15 protein-coding genes are annotated in these 16,710 nt (G+C 58.6%); 3 read left to right on the top strand and 12 right to left on the bottom strand.

Annotated features, from left to right (window positions below; all coding sequences use genetic code 11):
* Positions 1 to 26: 26 nt before the first annotated feature.
* The 8 genes from K5Q35_RS22325 to K5Q35_RS22290 form a co-directional block, all read right to left on the bottom strand.
* On the bottom strand, positions 27 to 518 hold the full coding sequence (locus K5Q35_RS22325; protein ID WP_220801439.1) for an N-acetyltransferase: 492 nt from the start codon (positions 516 to 518) through the stop codon (positions 27 to 29).
* Positions 505 to 1,431 carry a 3-keto-5-aminohexanoate cleavage protein gene (locus K5Q35_RS22320; protein WP_220801438.1) on the bottom strand — a complete coding sequence of 309 codons (927 nt, stop codon included), beginning with the start codon at positions 1,429 to 1,431 and terminating at the stop codon, positions 505 to 507. The genes K5Q35_RS22325 and K5Q35_RS22320 overlap by 14 nt, the downstream gene beginning before the upstream one ends.
* Positions 1,432 to 2,763, bottom strand: a complete 1,332-nt coding sequence (locus K5Q35_RS22315; protein ID WP_220801437.1) for an aspartate aminotransferase family protein — start codon at positions 2,761 to 2,763, stop codon at positions 1,432 to 1,434.
* Positions 2,763 to 3,476: an ABC transporter ATP-binding protein gene (locus K5Q35_RS22310; RefSeq protein ID WP_013962054.1), complete on the bottom strand. Its 714-nt coding sequence runs from the start codon at positions 3,474 to 3,476 to the stop codon at positions 2,763 to 2,765. The genes K5Q35_RS22315 and K5Q35_RS22310 overlap by 1 nt, the downstream gene beginning before the upstream one ends.
* Positions 3,473 to 4,207, bottom strand: coding sequence for an ABC transporter ATP-binding protein (locus K5Q35_RS22305; protein ID WP_013962055.1), 735 nt, complete (start codon positions 4,205 to 4,207; stop codon positions 3,473 to 3,475). Before K5Q35_RS22305 ends, K5Q35_RS22310 begins: the two co-directional genes overlap by 4 nt.
* The gene (locus K5Q35_RS22300; protein WP_220801436.1) at positions 4,204 to 5,400 is read right to left on the bottom strand and encodes a branched-chain amino acid ABC transporter permease; all 1,197 of its coding nucleotides are present in this window, start codon (positions 5,398 to 5,400) and stop codon (positions 4,204 to 4,206) included. Before K5Q35_RS22300 ends, K5Q35_RS22305 begins: the two co-directional genes overlap by 4 nt.
* 1 nt (position 5,401) lies before the next feature.
* Positions 5,402 to 6,673, bottom strand: coding sequence for a branched-chain amino acid ABC transporter permease (locus K5Q35_RS22295; RefSeq protein ID WP_220801435.1), 1,272 nt, complete (start codon positions 6,671 to 6,673; stop codon positions 5,402 to 5,404).
* Positions 6,674 to 6,764: 91 nt separating this feature from the next.
* Complete coding sequence (locus tag K5Q35_RS22290; RefSeq protein ID WP_220801434.1) at positions 6,765 to 8,009, bottom strand: ABC transporter substrate-binding protein; 1,245 nt, start codon at positions 8,007 to 8,009, stop codon at positions 6,765 to 6,767.
* Between the two features lie 270 nt (positions 8,010 to 8,279).
* Between K5Q35_RS22290 and K5Q35_RS22285 the strand changes: the two genes are divergently transcribed.
* Both K5Q35_RS22285 and K5Q35_RS22280 read left to right on the top strand, forming a co-directional pair.
* Positions 8,280 to 9,353 (top strand): GlxA family transcriptional regulator, encoded by a 1,074-nt coding sequence (locus K5Q35_RS22285; protein WP_220801433.1) that lies wholly within the window; start codon positions 8,280 to 8,282, stop codon positions 9,351 to 9,353.
* A gap of 187 nt (positions 9,354 to 9,540) precedes the next feature.
* The gene (locus K5Q35_RS22280) at positions 9,541 to 10,296 is read left to right on the top strand and encodes an SDR family NAD(P)-dependent oxidoreductase (RefSeq protein WP_013962060.1); all 756 of its coding nucleotides are present in this window, start codon (positions 9,541 to 9,543) and stop codon (positions 10,294 to 10,296) included.
* 68 nt (positions 10,297 to 10,364) lie between these two features.
* Here K5Q35_RS22280 and K5Q35_RS22275 read toward each other — a convergent pair whose 3' ends face one another.
* Positions 10,365 to 11,729 (bottom strand): aspartate aminotransferase family protein, encoded by a 1,365-nt coding sequence (locus tag K5Q35_RS22275; protein WP_220801432.1) that lies wholly within the window; start codon positions 11,727 to 11,729, stop codon positions 10,365 to 10,367.
* A 120-nt stretch (positions 11,730 to 11,849) separates the two neighbouring features.
* On the opposite strand from K5Q35_RS22275, the gene pobA reads away from it, so the two are divergent.
* A complete protein-coding gene (gene pobA / locus K5Q35_RS22270) occupies positions 11,850 to 13,025 on the top strand; it encodes a 4-hydroxybenzoate 3-monooxygenase (protein WP_220801452.1) in 1,176 nt (391 codons plus the stop codon).
* On the opposite strand, the gene K5Q35_RS22265 is transcribed toward pobA, so the two are convergent.
* From K5Q35_RS22265 to dctP, 3 genes are all read right to left on the bottom strand, one after another.
* Positions 13,022 to 14,422, bottom strand: a complete 1,401-nt coding sequence (locus K5Q35_RS22265) for a TRAP transporter large permease (protein ID WP_013962063.1) — start codon at positions 14,420 to 14,422, stop codon at positions 13,022 to 13,024. The genes pobA and K5Q35_RS22265 overlap by 4 nt on opposite strands.
* A complete protein-coding gene (locus tag K5Q35_RS22260; protein ID WP_013962064.1) occupies positions 14,422 to 15,051 on the bottom strand; it encodes a TRAP transporter small permease subunit in 630 nt (209 codons plus the stop codon). The genes K5Q35_RS22265 and K5Q35_RS22260 overlap by 1 nt, the downstream gene beginning before the upstream one ends.
* 69 nt (positions 15,052 to 15,120) lie before the next feature.
* Positions 15,121 to 16,137 (bottom strand): TRAP transporter substrate-binding protein DctP, encoded by a 1,017-nt coding sequence (dctP, locus tag K5Q35_RS22255; protein ID WP_220801431.1) that lies wholly within the window; start codon positions 16,135 to 16,137, stop codon positions 15,121 to 15,123.
* Positions 16,138 to 16,710 lie beyond the last annotated feature (573 nt).

The raw sequence follows: 16,710 nt of genomic DNA, 5'->3' as shown, positions 1-16,710 counted from the left end.
GCACTGTCGAGGTCGAATGAGCACGGTCATTCCGCGCCCTCTTGCAAGGCGGCAACGCGCGTGCCGGGGAGAAAAGCGCTCAGGTCTTTTTCGTTCAGGGTAAACCCAAGTCTGTCATAAAAAGCGCGCGCAGGCGCATTGTCGCGATAGACCGTTAGCCTCAGCCCGGTCGTTTGCCAGCGTCTGGACCCCTCGATGGAGGCTGCCACCAGCAAGCGTTTGCCAACGGCCTGCTGGCGCGCGGATACGTCCACCCAAAGGTCCGATACATATAAAGCGGGCCCGCCGCCCATCGTGCTGAACAAAGGCGCCGCCAACACCGCACCGGACACACGGTCGCCCTGCCGGGCCAGCAACGCCAAGGCAAAGCTGTCTGGACCAAAAAGCGCCTTTGATATATCTTCCGGTGTGGCCTTGAACGGATCATCCAAATCCCACGCCAGAGCTTTCAAAGCCCGCATCAGGGCAGATACATCCTCAGTGCCAACAGTCTGAATGCGCAGATCAGAAGCGCACATGCGCAACGCCCTTCAGCCCGAGTAACTCACGCGTTTGAGCCGGGTTTGCGACCGTGCGGCCCACCCCTTCCACGAGGCTCCTGATCTTGGCGACCTGTTCTGCGTTGGATTTGGCGAGAACCCCTTTGGCGATATAGAGGTTATCTTCCAATCCGACACGCACGTGCCCGCCCATGCCCGCCGCCATGACCGCCAGCGGCATTTGCGCCCGACCTGCTGCGAGAACCGAAAACTGGTAATCATCCCCGAAATAATGATCGGCCAGCCGTTTCATATGCGTCAGGTTTTCCGCCGTTGCCGCCATCCCCCCCAAGACGCCAAACACGAATTGCAAAAAGATCGGCGTCTTGACCAACCCACGGTCCACGAAGTGTTTGAGCATGGTCAGATGCCCTGTATCGTAGCATTCAAATTCGAACCTTGCGCCGCGCTCATCGCCCATACGGATCAGTACGGCCTCGATATCGCGGGGGGTGTTCTTGAACACCAGATCGTCGGAGTTTTCCAAGAACGGCTTTTCCCAGTCGAATTTCCAAGTCTCATAGCGCGCCGCCATTGGATAAAGCGCGAAATTCATCGTGCCCATGTTCAGCGAACACATCTCAGGCTCTGCGGCTAACGGGGCCTCCAGTCGCTGATCCAGCGTCATGATCGCACTGCCGCCGGTGGTCAGGTTCACCACCGCATCGCAGCGTGCCTTGATATCCGGCAGAAAGGCCATGAAATGCGCCGCCTGCGCTGAGGGGTGCCCGTTTTCAGGATCGCGCGCATGCAGATGCAGGATCGAGGCCCCGGCCTCGGCGGCCCCGACGGCCTGATCCGCGATATCCTCGGGCCGATAGGGCAAGGCATCTGACATGGTGGGCGTGTGGATGGAGCCTGTAACGGCGCAGCTGATGATGATGCGGGACATTCAGAGCCTGCTTTCTGCGATGAAGGTATCAAGCGAGCGGGTCAGCTTTTCCATGATCTCGTCTATATTGGCATCCGTAGCGATCATCGGCGGGGCCAGCAGAAAATGATCGCCCGCATGACCGCCGCGAGACCGTCGCGCATAGATGATCAGCCCGTTTTCATAGGCGATTTCGACCAGACGGTCATAGGCATTCAACCCTGCGGGCAGCGGTGCCATCGTCGTGCGGTCCGAGACCAGTTCAAACGCCTGCAACAACCCGGTGCCGCGTACGTCGCCCACGATCTCATAACGCTGCATCAACGCGCGCAGCCTTGTGCCGAGTCGCGTGCCCACCGTGACGGCAGTGTCCATCATGCCTTGCCGCTCGATCTCGTCCAGTACCGCCAGCCCTGCAGCACAGGCCAGCGGGTTGCCGCCATAGGTAAAGCCGTGCAGGTAGTTGGCAGCGCCGACGACAGCCCCGGCAATCGGCGCGCGCAGGATGACCGCCCCCAGCGGCATGTATCCCGCGCCGAACCCTTTGGACAGGGTGATCATGTCAGGCACCACGCCCCAGAGGTCACCGGCGAAAAACGTCCCAACACGCCCCCCGCCCGAGATCACCTCATCATGGATCAGCAACACACCGTAACGGTCGCAGATATCGCGGATGCGGGCCATATATCCCGCAGGCGGCACCAAAGCGCCCGTCGACGCCCCGCCAATGGGTTCGACGATAAAGGCGAGCACGGTTTCGGGCCCTTCGGCAAGGATGCTGTGTTCCAACATGTCAGCGTAATGATGCCCGGTCGCGGGGTCATCCATGTCCAGCCCGTCAAGATAGGCACGCGGCGCGGGGATTTTCGGCATCTGCACCATCATCGGATCAAACGGTGCCGTCATCGGCGCATAGCCCGTGACAGACAAGGCACCGAGCGTGCAACCATGATAGGCGGGATACCGGGAAATCACCTTCCAGCGCTGTGCCTCGCCCATGGCCAGCGCATGGGCGCGGGCCAGTTTCATCGCACTTTCCACTGCCTCAGACCCGCCGGAGGTATAAAACACCTGATCCAGATTGCCGGGTGCGATTTCCGCCAGACGACTGGCAAGATGCTCTGCCGGGTTGGTTTCGAAATGCAGCCGCATGGCAAAGGTCGAGGCCCGCATCTGATCCTGCATCGCCTCCAGAACGGCGGCATTGCCATGCCCGATGTTGCAGGTCATCGGACCGGACGATCCATCCAGATACTGCTTTCCGGTGTCATCCCAAAGATACACACCCTCGGCCCGCACCATGCGCGCTTTGCGTCGGCTTGCCCCCCAAAAGAGATTGCTCGGCTTACTCATCACGCCACCCAGAACGCCTTTTCCAGATCGGTGAAATCCGCGGCCGGGCCTTCGAACTTGTTGCGCCCAAGCTCAAGCACATAGACGTAATCCGCGATCTTGAGCGCCTGACGGATTTCCTGATCAACCAGCAGAATGGTCAGGTTCTCCTTTTTCAGATCGATCAGCATGTCATAGACTTCGCGCGCCAGCATCTTGGACAGCCCAGCCGTGGGTTCATCCACCAGCAGCATACGCGGCTCCGCCATCAGGGTGCGCCCGATCTCAACCATGCGCTGTTGCCCGCCGGACAGCTCGCCGGTCACCTGCTTGCGCTTATCGCGCAAGGCGGGAAAGCGGTCGTAGTTCTGTTCGATCTTGTCGCGCACCTGCTTGGCATCGCGGCGAAAGGTCCAGCCGCCCAGTTCGAGGTTTTCCTCAACCGTCATGTCCTTGAACACACCCGGTTGCTGCGGAATATAGGCCAGACCGGAGCGAATTTTCTGATAGGGCGGGATGTTCAGGATGCTTTTACCCTCTAGCAGGATATCTCCTTGGTTTGGCTGCAAAAACCCGAAAGCGGCCTTGAGCGCTGTGGATTTGCCGACACCATTGGCCCCCAGAATGGTGGTGATCTGCCCCCGGCGCGCCTTGATATCCAGATCAGACAGGATGTTGAGGTCGCTGTAGTACCCCACGCTCAGGTTCTTCATTTCCAGCACGGCATCGCTCATGCGGCATCCTCGTCATCTGTGCCGAGGTAAGCCTTGATCACCTCCGGGTCGTTCTTGACATCATCGGGTTTGCCATCAGCGATCAAATCACCGAAATTCAACACCAGCAAGCGTTCCGACAGCGCGAAAATCGCGTCCATCTGGTGCGAGATCAGCACGATGGCCTTGCCCGCCGCCTGCATGCGCCGGATGTAGGCATAGATCACCTCCATCAGTTTGGGGTGCACACCTGCGAAAGGCTCATCCAGAATGATGACATCCGGGTCCAGCATCAGCAGCCGCCCCAGTTCCAGCAGTTTTTGCTGCCCGCCCGACAGCGCCTGTGCGTATTCATTGCGCAAATGATCAATGGTCAGGAATTCCAGCACCTCATCAGCCTTGGCTGTCAGCGCACGACCCTGCGCCATATGCCCCATGGCGAGCGACGGCACATAGAGGTTTTCCAACACCGTCATGCGGCGAAACGACCGCGTCACCTGAAATGTGCGGCCAAGACCCGCACGCGCCACCTCGAACGGGTGCATCTGGTCGATCCGCTGATCGTTGAGGTACACCGTGCCGCTGCTGGGCTTGATGGCGCCATCAAGGATATTGGTCATCGTCGTCTTGCCCGCGCCATTCGGCCCAAGCACCCCGATCAGTTCCGGCCCGTTGATTTCAAAGTTGACGCCCTTGAGCACGTGATTGCCCCCAAAGCGTTTGTGCAGATTTGAGACCTTGAGATGGATCATGATGCCGTTGCCCCCGTCTTGCGCTTGGCCACGGTTTCTTCGGCCATGCCGGAGCGGTAGAAATAGGCGATGATGGGCGCGATCAGCCCGTTTCGGAAAAACCGAAGGGTGATCATCAACAGTATGCCAAAGAAGACCAACCGCCAGACGGTCATGTCGACCTCAACACCGCCAATCGTAAAGCTGGTGCGCAAAAGCTCCAACAGGATTTGCAGAAAGATCGCGCCAAGCGCCGCCGCGACAAAGTTCTCGACCCCGCCGATCACCGCCATGGCGACCACCAGCGACATCTGCAACAGGAACATCAGGTTCGGCGTCACGATCTGCACGTAATGCGCCTGTACCGCCCCTGCCGCTGCCGCCATGGCCGTGGTGATGGTAAAGACGTAGACCTTGTAACGCGTGGTATTCACGCCAAGCGCGGCGGCGGCATCCTGATCCTCGCGCAGCGCGCGCACAAACAGACCAAAGCGCGAGCGCGCAAGCCACGCCAGCAAGGCAAGGCACAACACCAAGAGCCCCAGCATAATATAATAGGGCGGGATCTTGTCCGTTTTATCGAAGGTGGTGCCCATCAGGCTCACGCCGTTTTCAAAAAGCGCAGGCAGTTCCAAACCGGCCTGTCCCCGGGTGATGTCAATCTCAGCCGAAATCACCGCCTTGACGATCTCGGAAAAGCCCAGCGTGAACAGTGCCAGATAGGCCGCCCGCAACCGCAGCACCAAAAGCCCCACCAACAGGCCGGACAGACCACCCGCCATGGTGCCAAGGATGATGCCCATCAGCACCGGCATGGGCCGCACGCTGACGCTATCGCCCCAGACGGCCATCGCCTGCGCCAGACAATCCTGATCCAGTGTGGTCGAGGTCACCCCGATGGCGTTCTTGATCACAAAGTAGTTCCCGAAGAATGCGAATTCTGTACATATTCCAGTGGGTTCCGAGGTGATATAAAAGTAATGGCAGAACAGCGCCGTACCATACGCGCCGATCCCCATGAAGGCCATATGCCCAAAGGAAAACTGCCCGGCATATCCCGCCAGCATCGACCAGCTGGAGGCAAGGATCGCGTAAAAGAACGCCGTGATCAGTACATGCATCACATAGTCGTAGTTGCCGCCAGAATAGACCAGCGGAAACAGCGCGAAAAAGCCAAGCAGCAACACGCCTGCGATATTGGGAACCTGCCGCATATCAGCCCCCTTGCCCATGCGTGCCGGAGGCAAAGCGCCGCCCGAACAGACCCGTGGGTCTGAGCAGCAAGGTCAGCGTCAGCACGATCATCCCATAGGCCGGAATATAGGACGCGGCCTTTTGTGCGTCCGGCACACATCCGGTGCCCGCCGCCTCCACCAGCCCTACGATGATACCGCCAAAGAACGCACCGGGCAGCGAGCCAAGCCCGCCCAGCACGACAATCACGAAAGATCGCATCGCCGGGATCGCACCCACCTGCGGCAGCCATGAAAACGCCTGCACCAGCAGCGCCCCGGCAAGGGCGGCGATCATCCCCCCCAGCGCAAAGGCCAGCATGTTCATGCGGTTGGGATCAATCCCTGCGATGGCAGCAGCGTCCCGGTCCTGACTGACCGCACGCAGTGCTTTGCCCGTCCATGTGCGGTGCAGCAGATACAAGAGCGCCAAGAGCACGAGGATACAGGTGATCGCCGCAACAAACCGCGGGTTCGAAATCGAAATCGTCTCGAACAGTGTGAGGTTGCCCCGGCTGGTCTTGATCCAGAGCGGGTCCGCATCTTCGGGCCAGCGGATGCGCGGAAAGTCGATGAAACGCGAGGCTTTGACCGGGCTGGCCCCATGCACGGCCTGAACGAAATACTGCAGCGTGAAGGCCAGACCGAATGTGGCGAGGATACCGTATTCAACGGGTCGATCCACCTTGCCCTTGTACATCGGCGTCAGCATGGCACGCTCAAAAACAGCGCCAAGGCAAAAGGCAATGAAACAGGCCCCAAGCACCCCCAGCAAGGGGCTGACCCCCGGGAACCACACCGCCGTGATGTAATAGACCAGCATGCCCCCGATCATGTAAAACTCACCATGGGCAAAGCTGACGACCCCGAGGATCGAGAAGATCAGCGTCAACCCCAGCGCCATGAACCCGTAAATGATTCCGATGATCAGCCCGTTGGAAATCTGGCTGGCCACAAACGACCCATTGGCCACGCAGTTGTTTTCCGGATCCGCAAAGGAAAACGCCGCAGCGATCAGCACGACCGCCAGAATGCCGAAGGTCGTGGTCACCCGCCCGGTCAGATTGGGCGTGTTGATCCACAGCAAGGCCACGCCGACCGGCCCCATCGCCGCGCCCGACATCGCCCCCGCAAAGGAGGCGTTCGTCGTATCCAGATCACGGGCGAAATAGCGACGGCGCAAGATCACGCTGCCCAGAACGCCCCAGACGATCATCCAAAGAATGACGCCCCAGAAAATGGCCGGTGTTTCCACGATTGTCCCCCGTGCTGCCCCGCTGCTGTCCGGGGTCTTGCGGATTTGTCTGTCAGCCGGGCACTCAAGTCGCGCCCGGCCGGGTCCCTGTTTACTCGTTCACGATGACCGGCTCGGCCGTTTTGTAAGCATCCGGATAGACAATCGCCGCGTCAGTCGATGACTGGCCCTCTTCCTGATACTGGATCATCGTCAGCGCCGGGTCGGGCCACTGGTGCCACCACTCATCCCCTTTACCGTCCTCGCTGGGGTCTTTCTGGCTGCCATAGGGGAAATAGATTTTGCCCAAGGTGCCTTCGTGTTCGATGGTTTCAAGTGCTGTGACGATCGCATCGCCCCCTGTTTCACCGGCCTCATTCATGGCCTGTGCAAGGATCGCGATGGAATCGTAAGCCTCCATCGCATAGCTTTCCACATCGGACTTGCCGGTCTTTTCCTTATACGCCGCAGCAAAGACACGACCTTTTTCGGTAAACTCGGATTCCGGAACACCGATGCGCTGAACAAAGGCGTATTGCCCATCTGGCACATTGGTCCAATAGGCCCCGGATTCAAGCGCGTCCTGACCGGTCACAAAAGGCAGATCAAGCGGGCCAACCCCGGCATCGGCCGCCTGCTGGGTGAAGTTATAGGCCGCCTCGCCCGTGACCAGCGTGATGATCATATCGGGGTTTTCCGCCTTGATCCGCTCCACGATGCCTGCGTAGTCCTGCGTGCCGATGTCCACCGAGAAAATGGTGCTTTCCACACCGCCGCTTTCCAGCCCCTTAGCCGTTTCCTGGCTCGCCGGAATCCCGTAATCCGTGTTTTCGGTCAAAATAACCACTTTGCCGATATCCGGCAGGGTCAGCGCAAATTGCCAGATCGTGGCCGAGGCCCAAGATGACAGGGGCGCGATACGAAAGATGTATTTTTGCTTGTCCCCGGTGATCGTGTCATTCCATGTTTCGGCAAAGACCACAGGAATGCCGCGCGCGTTCGCCACGTCCTTGGAAGCCACCCCGACCGAGCTGTGATACCCGCCGCCGACGGCCACGACGCCGTCCTGCGTGATCAGCCGTTCCATCACGGCAATAGCGCGTTCGGGCAAACCTTCGCTGTCGCCGATGACCACGTCGATATCGCAGCCCAGCACGCCACCGGCTGCGTTGATGTCAGCCTCTGCGATCAGCATCGCATCGCGCATCGCCTCCCCGCCTACGACCGTGCCGGGTGCCGACAGAGGCGCCAGCGCTCCGATTTTGATAGGGCAGTCCTGAGCGAAGGCCGACCCCGCAGCCAGAGCCAACGCGCCGACGGACGCCAGCAGAACGCGCCTTTGTACAGTTGCTTTCATAGTGAAACTCCTTTGTTGGATGTCCGGTACGAACGACCGGTTATGATGTTGTCTAAACACTTCATTCCGAGCATCCGGAGAGGTGACTTGGGTTTCGAACACATGCGCAAGCTCTTGGAAGGTGCTGAAAACACCCTGAAAATACGCGACTGCACCACCCGGACCACTGACAACCCCCCAGATTGACACTCAAACTGTGCGGCGGCTATGACACCCTGTCTTTCGCTTATCCGCCATTGTTATCTGAAAACGGACTCGCTACGGTTTATTATGACTTTTGCGCAGACCCCTGCTCGTAAAACTGGCAACGGTGCATCTGATACACTGCCCAAACCGGACGGGTCTGCACGCAATATCCACGCATCGCCCTTACGGGTCGGCATTGTTCTGTGGCCGTCGTTTCCGATGATGTCGCTGGCAGGTATTGTGGAGAGCCTGCGTCATGCCGGGGATCACGGCGACGCCTCGCATCCGCGCTATGCGCGGTGGGATGTGCTGGGCGCGCCGGGCAGTCGCGCCATGTCAAGTTGCGGCATCCCGGTAGAGGCGACGACGCCTTACGGGCAGCCAGAGGCGTTTGACTATATATTTGTGATTGGTGGGCTTTTGCGGGATCTGCCCAACGTGCCTGACGGGCACCGCAATTTTCTGCGCGCGGCGGGCCGGGCGGGATCGGTGATCATTGGCGTATGTACCGGCATTTTCGTTCTGGCACGCGAGGGGTTGCTGGAGGGCAAAACGGTCTGCGTACATCCCTATCACCAGACCGATTTCGAGACAGCGTTTCCGCACGTAAGGCCCGTGTTTGACAAGGATTATGTGAGTGCTGGAAATATCATCACCGTTCTGGGCGGCGTGTCGATCCTCGCGCTCACCGCCCGCATCATTCAGGAGCATTTCGGCCCCGACAGATCCGCCAAGATGATCCACCAGATGACATTGCCCGCTGTTGCAGGGATCAGCCCGGCCCATTGGGCCCCGGCACTGACAAATCTGACCATAACCGACCCGCGCATCCAAAACGCGGTTGTGACGCTGGACGCACAAGCCACCACCAACCCCAGCATTTCGCAGCTTGCCAGGTCTTTGGGGTTGAGCGAGCGGCATTTCCTACGCTTGTTTCGCCAGCAGGTCGGGCGTTCCCCCAAAGACTACCTCGTCGACATCAAGCTGCGCGCCGCCGTTTGGATGCTCAGGCAGACCACGCGATCGGTGACGTCTGTGGCCTATGCAGCCGGGTTTTCGAGCGGTGCGAACCTCGCTGATCATTGTCAGAAAAGGCTGGGCGCAACCCCTACACAACTTCGGCGCGGTCACGATGACCTGTCCGTATCAAGGCACTGAGGCCCGCCCTGTTCAACGATGCGCGAGATAGTGCATGATCATTTGCATCCCATGTTGATGCGTGCAAGCTAGCGGGGTCAGGGGGCAAGAGAATGCAGTTTGATATCCCCTCGTGACGATAGTGCTGACCCGTTGAGGCATAGACCGTCACACACCCGCCGCTTGCCGGCATAGGGAGGACCACAATATGAACAGTTTTGAGCCGACAGCAAAACCCATCGTCGCCGTTACAGGGGCCAGTCGCGGTATTGGACACGCCATCGTCAAGAAGTTCTACGATGATGGGTGGGATGTGCTGACACTGGCGCGGACACCCTTTAGCCAGGTGTGCCCCTGGGCGGAAGGCATCGTGCACCACATTGAAACGGACCTGTCCGAAGAAGCGTCGGTCCGTGCGGCCGCGATGAACCTGCGGGAACGCCTGGCTGGCCGTGGGCTGGACGCGCTGGTGAACAACGCCGGGATTTCGCCCAAAGATGATACAGGTGGGCGTTTGCTGGCCACGCAAACCGAGATTGAGGTGTTTCGCAAGGTCGAGATGGTCAATTTGATCGCACCGCTCATTCTGGTGCGGGAACTCCTTGACCCGTTGATGCAGGCGGGCGGCGCGGTCGTGAATGTATCCTCGATTGCCGCCACGCAAGTGCACCCCTTCGCAGGCGCGGCCTATGCCATTTCCAAGGCGGGTCTATCCGCCCTGACACGCGAATTGGCGCATGAGTTGGCCGCAAAGGGTGTGCGGGTCAATGCCGTCTCGCCCGGCGAGATCGAGACCTCGATCCTGTCACCGGGCACCAGCGAAGTCGTTAGCCGCGATGTGCCCATGAAAAGGCTCGGTCATCCCGGTGAGGTCGCGGATGTGGTGGCTTTTCTGTGTTCAAAGAAATCTTCTTACGTCAACGGCGCCGAAATCCCGATCAATGGCGGGCAACATCTGGCGTAAAGCGCGCGACAGCACCCACAGAGCAAACGTATCGCGCAACAGGCCTGCAACACTGCAAGCGCACCGTCTCACACCAGCTCGCGCGTAAGGGTTTCGAGGCTCTTCTCTACAATTCCCAGCATGTCGGACACCTGCGCCTCAGTGATAATCAAAGGCGGGCAAAAGCCCACCGCGTCGATCATGTTGCGCGATATCAGCCCGTTGCTGTGAAAAATTCGGTTCATATGCGCGCCAAGAGCCCCCGGCGCACGCGCATCGCCCTGCCGCTCTGGCGCGATGATCTCAAGCGCTGCGATCAGGCCCACACCCCGGGCTTCGCCCACCAGCGGATGCGCCGCCAGTTCGCCAAGACCCGCCTGCAACTGCGCTCCGCGTTCTGCGGCGTTGCCCACGAGGTCGCGCTCTTCGATGATCTTCAGGTTTTCCAGTGCGACCGCCGCGCCCACGGGATGCGCGCTCCCGGTATAGCCATGCCCCAGAATACCAATGCGGTTTCCCTCATCTGCAATCGGTTCATACACCCGCTCATTCATCATGAACGCCGAGAACGGAAAATAAGACGAGGTGAGTTGCTTGGACATGGTCATGATGTCCGGTTTGATGTCATAGGTGTTTGATCCGAACATCTTGCCCGTCCGGCCAAAGGCGCAGATGACCTCATCCGCGATCAGCAGAATGTCATATTTCGCCAGAACCGCCTGTATCTTTTGCCAATAGGTCGCCGGGGGCACCACAACGCCCCCCGCCCCCATGACCGGTTCAGCAATAAAGGCGGCGATGGTATCGGGCCCTTCAGCTTGGATCATCGCATCCAGATCTTCGGCACAGCGGGTCGCGAATGCCTCTTCGCTTTCGCCGTCCCGCCCTTCTTTCCAGTAATGCGGGCAGGTCGTATGCAACACGCCCTCAATCGGCAGATCAAACGAGCGGTGATTGTTCGGCAACCCGGTCATGGACGCCGACGCGATGGTCACGCCGTGATAACCGCGCAGGCGCGAAATCACTTTCTTCTTCTCAGGCTTGCCAAGCGCGTTCGAGCGAAACCAGATCATCTTGAGGATCGTGTCATTCGCTTCGGACCCTGAGTTGGTAAAGTGGACCTTGCTCATCTGGACCGGGGCCATGTCAATCAGCCGCTCTGCCAGATCAATCGCAGGCCCGTGGGATTTATGCGAAAAGCTGTGATAATACGGTAGTTTACGCAACTGGTTTTGTGCGGCATCAATCAAGCGGCTTTCGTTGAACCCGACCGCAACACTCCACAAACCAGCCATCCCTTCGATGTAGCGCTTACCTTGGGTGTCAAAGACATAGACCCCCTCGCCCCGGTCGATCACCATCGGGCCCTGCTCTTCATGTGCTCTGGGGTTAGTGTAGCCGTGCAGGTGATAAGCCACGTCGCGGGCTTCCATCGAATTGGGGCGCATTTCCATATGGCTCAACCTTTTCTACATCAGACGAAATCAAAGGCCAAAGACTCAAGATGCTCCAACCTGTTCCAATCATTGCTAGCGGTTCGCGGGCGGGTATGGCAACAGGTTATCATGAATAACATGCGCACACAGGTGGTGATCATTGGCGGCGGACCATCGGGCCTTTTGCTGGCACAACTGCTGCACGGGCGCGGCATCGACAGCATTGTTCTGGAGCGCCGGACCCGCGCACATGTGTTGAGCCGCATTCGCGCAGGCGTGCTGGAAACCGGGTTACTTGACCTTTTGGAACAGGCCGACGCCGGGACACGTATGCGACGAGAAGGTATGCCGCATGACGGGACACTGATCACCTATGGCGACGAAGCCTTTCGCATTGATTTTGCCGAACTCACCGGCAAATCCGTTATGGTTTACGGGCAAACCGAAGTGACGCGCGACCTTTATGCCGCGCGGGACAAAACCGGCGGACAAAGCGAGTTCGAAGTCGACGAGGTTCAGATTGAAGGGGCTGACAGCGATGCCCCGGCGGTCACCTATCTGCAATCGGGCGTGCGAAAACGCATTGCGTGTGATTTCGTCGCCGGATGTGATGGGTTTCACGGCATCAGCCGCAAAAGCATCCCCGGGGCCACCCAACGGTCTTATGAAAAAGTATATCCGTTTGGCTGGTTGGGTATCCTCAGCGAAACGCCACCTGTGAGTGATGAGCTGATCTATGCCAATTCTGATCGCGGCTTTGCGCTGTGTTCGATGCGCAACCCGACCTTATCGCGCTATTACATTCAATGTGATGCAGGCGATCATATCGACAACTGGAGCGATGACGCCTTCTGGACAGAACTCAAGCGGCGTATTCCGGCGGAACAGGCCGCCAATCTGATCACCGGCCCGTCGATTGAAAAATCCATCGCGCCCCTGCGCTCTTTCGTGACGGAACCGATGCAATGGGGGCGGTTGTTTTTATGTGGTGATGCGGCGCATATCGTGCCGCCCACCGGGGCGAAGGGGCTGAATACCGCAGCCTCTGATGTGCATTATCTGTTTTCCGCGCTGACCCGTTGGTATCAGCACAATGACGCGGATGCCGTGGCGCAGTATTCGCAACGTGCGCTGGCACGGGTCTGGAAGGCGGAGCGGTTCAGCTGGTGGTTTTCAAAACTTATGCATCGCTTTCCGCATCACTCGGGCTTTGATTTGCGGATGCAGAGGGCTGAGATTGAATTTCTGCGCAGCAATGAAGCTGCGCAGAAGGCCATGGCCGAAAACTACGTGGGCTTGCCCTACGAGGGCTAACCCGCCAGCATCGGCAAGAACAAAACGATACCCGGAAAAGACACCAGCAGCGCGATGGTTACAGCGTCGGCCAGAAAGAACGGCGTCACTCCTTTGAACACGTCCTGCACATTCAGGTCATCGCGCACCCCGGCAACCACGAAACAGTTCAGACCGATGGGCGGCGTGATCAGACAGAACTCCGCCATTTTGACGACAAGAATGCCGAACCAGATCGCACACATGGGACCCGACATCCCGAAAGCACTGTCCGCAGCGGTCACGTATTCACCACCATTCAGCGCCATAACTGCCGGGTACACCACCGGCAGCGTCAACAGAAGCATGCCAATCGCATCCATGAACATGCCCAACACGGCATAGGCCAACAGGATGCACACAAGGATCAGCATGGGCGACATGTCCAAAGCAGTTATCCAGTTTGCAAAGGCTTCCGGCAATTCTGCAAAGCCCAGAAAGCGGACGTAGATCAACACCCCCCAGATGATCGAAAAGATCATCACGGTGAGTTTCGCGGTATCCAGCAAGGCTGTTTTCAGCTGCGACCAGCGCATGCCCCGGTAAAGGGCCATCAGGAAGATGATGAAAGCGCCGATGGCCCCCCCTTCGGTCGGGGTGCCCCAGGCATCTCCGAAAGGGTTGTAGACAAAAAAGACGATGATCACGACCACCGCCACAATGGGCAAGGCCGGCGGCAGCGATTCAAACCGTTCGCGCCAAGTGAACCCGCTGACCGGCGGCCCGACGGTTTTGAAAATAACCGCAATCCCGATGATCAGGGCCGCATAGACCAAGGCCGAGAACATGCCGGGGATAAACCCCGCGAGCAGCAACATGCCCACGTCCTGCTCCACGATGATGGCATAGATCACCAGAATGGCCGATGGCGGGATCAGCGAGGCCAGCGTGCCACCGGCAGCCACGACGCCCGCCGCAAATTGTTTATTATACCCGATCTTGAGCATTTCGGGGATGGCGATACGGGCAAAGACCGCCGCCGTCGCCACCGATGCACCCGACACGGCGGCAAAGCCGGCGGTGGCGAACACCGTCGAAACCGCAAGCCCACCGGGCACCCAGGCGATCCAGCGTTTACAGGCGGTAAACAAGGCCGTGGTCAGTTTAGCGTGATAGGCCAGATAGCCGATCATGATGAACACGGGGATCAGGCTCAACACCTGTGCCGACACTTTGGAATGCGGCGTGAGGCCCGCGATCTTGACGCTGATCTCCACTGCTTTCCAGAACCGTTCAGGGTCATAATCAAAACCGTTCCAGCGCAGCCAGACCAGCCCCACGAACCCGGCCAGACCCGCCGCAAAGGCCACGCGCATGCCAAGGATCACAAAGACCAGCAGCCCGCCGCTGACCCACAACCCGATATCAATAGGTTCCATCAGTCGGCCCCTTCCAGCGCTTCGGCCTCGATACGGGCCTGCTCGGCAATGGTCAGGTTCAGCGGGACCGCGACGGGGTTTTCAAGCCCCAGCACCAAAGCGCGCCCATAGCCCCAGGTTTGCAGCAGCAAGCGCAGCACCAGCACCCCAAAGGCGATGGGTACAACTAGCTTGGATGGCCACAGCGGGATGCCCACATCAATCGAGCTGTCCCGGCTGCACAGCGGGCGCGCACAATCAAAGGAGCGGTCAAAATGATTCCATGCCCCCCATGCCAGCGCGACAATCAACACAAGGATCAACAGGACCGAAATCAATTCAAAAAGCCACAATACGCGCCCCTTGAGCGCCCCCACCAACATGTCCATGCGCACATGTGTCCCGTCACGCTGCACGTAAGAGACGCCCATAATCGCAATGATCGGCATCATGGCTTCGATGTAATCCACATAGCCCGCCATGGGCGAGCTGAAGAACTTGCGCCCCGTAACGGAGTAGACCGCCAGAAACATCAGCGAAAATATGGCAAGGCCACTCAGCAGTGCGCAGAAACGCTCAAGCGGTAAAAGTGCGCGGTCCAGTCGGCTCAGCAGACTGGAATCTTCGAGCACCGCAGCAGAACCTGCCATCGCCCACCTCCCGTTATGTTTGGAAAATCAGGAAAATGGGCCGCCTCGGATGAGGCGACCCAAATCGGTTTAGCTACCGCCCTTGGCTTCTGCCAATGTGCTGACGACAAGGTCGTATAGCTCTTGTCCGGGCAGGCCTTGCGCTTCCATTTCCGCGATCCACGCTTCATGGTTTGGCGTGCCCGCTTTGGCTTGGAAAGCCGCAATCACGTCCGGAGCAATCTCGACTTTCTGCACTTCTTTTTCCGCGAGCACCGAATCCCAACGCTCCAGAAGCTCAGCGTAGTTCGAGAGATAGAAATCGATCGCTTCGCCCACCGAGGAATCCAGCGCGTCACGATGCGCATCCGACAATGACTCATAAGCGTCGATATTCACCACCACTGGGCAGTTCACCGTGCCGGGGTTGAGGTTCGCCGTCCACCAATCCGCCTGATTGATCGTGCCAAAACTCAGATGCGCGTGCTGGGCAAAAGCGACCGTATCCACCACGCCCCCTTGCATCGCCTGATAAGCTTCGGTTGCCGTCACGGATGTCGGCACCGCACCAACCGTCTTGAACGCTTCACCAAGACCACCTGTGGCGCGCACGCGCATGCCTTCGAACTCAGCGAGTTCGTCGCGAGGTTCGCCGGTTCCAACGATGTTATACTGCGGCATCGGCGAGGTCATGAGCAGCTTGGCGTTCCATTGCGCCATCTCTTCAGTTGCCGCCGGGTGTGCGTAGACCGCATTGGCCACCGCGACCTCCTGCTCAAGGTTCTCAACGCCGAGGAAAGGCAATTCAAGCACGGTGATCACCCGGTTTTTGTCCGGATGATAGCCCGCACAGAACTGCGCCATTTCAAACGCGCCGATCGAGATTCCGTCAAGGTTCTCGCGGTTTTTCGACAAGCCGCCGTAGCTGACATTCATGGTGAATTCGCCACCTGTCTTTTCCGCGACAAGTTCGGCCAGTTTTTCAACATGCTCTGTGAACGCGCGACGTTTGCCCCAGACCGACACATTCCATTCCGTGGCAGCTGCCTCGGACACAAATGCAAAACTGATGGCAGCAACGGCCGCCCCACTTAGGTATTTATTCATGATATTTCTCCCTGGTTGCCCGTATTATTCAGAACGGATTGCGGCAAACCTACTCAACGGCGGTAAGACTGCCAAGCCCCCTTTGAAAGCCCGCCCCTGAGCAATCAGACAGCGCGGATATATTTCCGATGTCCGCACCCCGACAGATATATTCGTAAAAGCAGAGTACCCGGAAGTGCAGCCACCAACCCGATGCACAGCAAAGATTGAGATCAAAGCGTCAAGCACCACCTAACCTGTTGGTTAGACTTATATTTTACCGCTTTATCCAAAAGCAAATACCCTTGCCGGTTACGGTGCCGCCCAGATTCCGCGCAAATTGCAGGGTTATCCGCTTGTTTTCGATCAGCGATTGACCTCAAAATGCACACAGAATGCAAATGGCTGACACTCGAACCGTTGGCCGCACCGGATCATGCCATTTGGCACTGACAAGACCAAAGAGGGAGGAGCTTCAATGCCTGACACAAAAAACGCCCCGAAAGCCTATCCACCATCCGCCGATATGGTGGCAAACGCCCACGTCACGTTATCGCAATACGGATCGTTGTATTCGGAGTCTGTTTCGGATTC

It is taken from the genome of Roseobacter sp. OBYS 0001, assembly GCF_019654895.1.
GTDB classification, from domain to species: domain Bacteria; phylum Pseudomonadota; class Alphaproteobacteria; order Rhodobacterales; family Rhodobacteraceae; genus Roseobacter; species Roseobacter litoralis.
The sequence above is the reverse complement of the archived record's forward strand: the minus strand, read 5'-3'. Positions and strand labels throughout refer to the sequence as shown.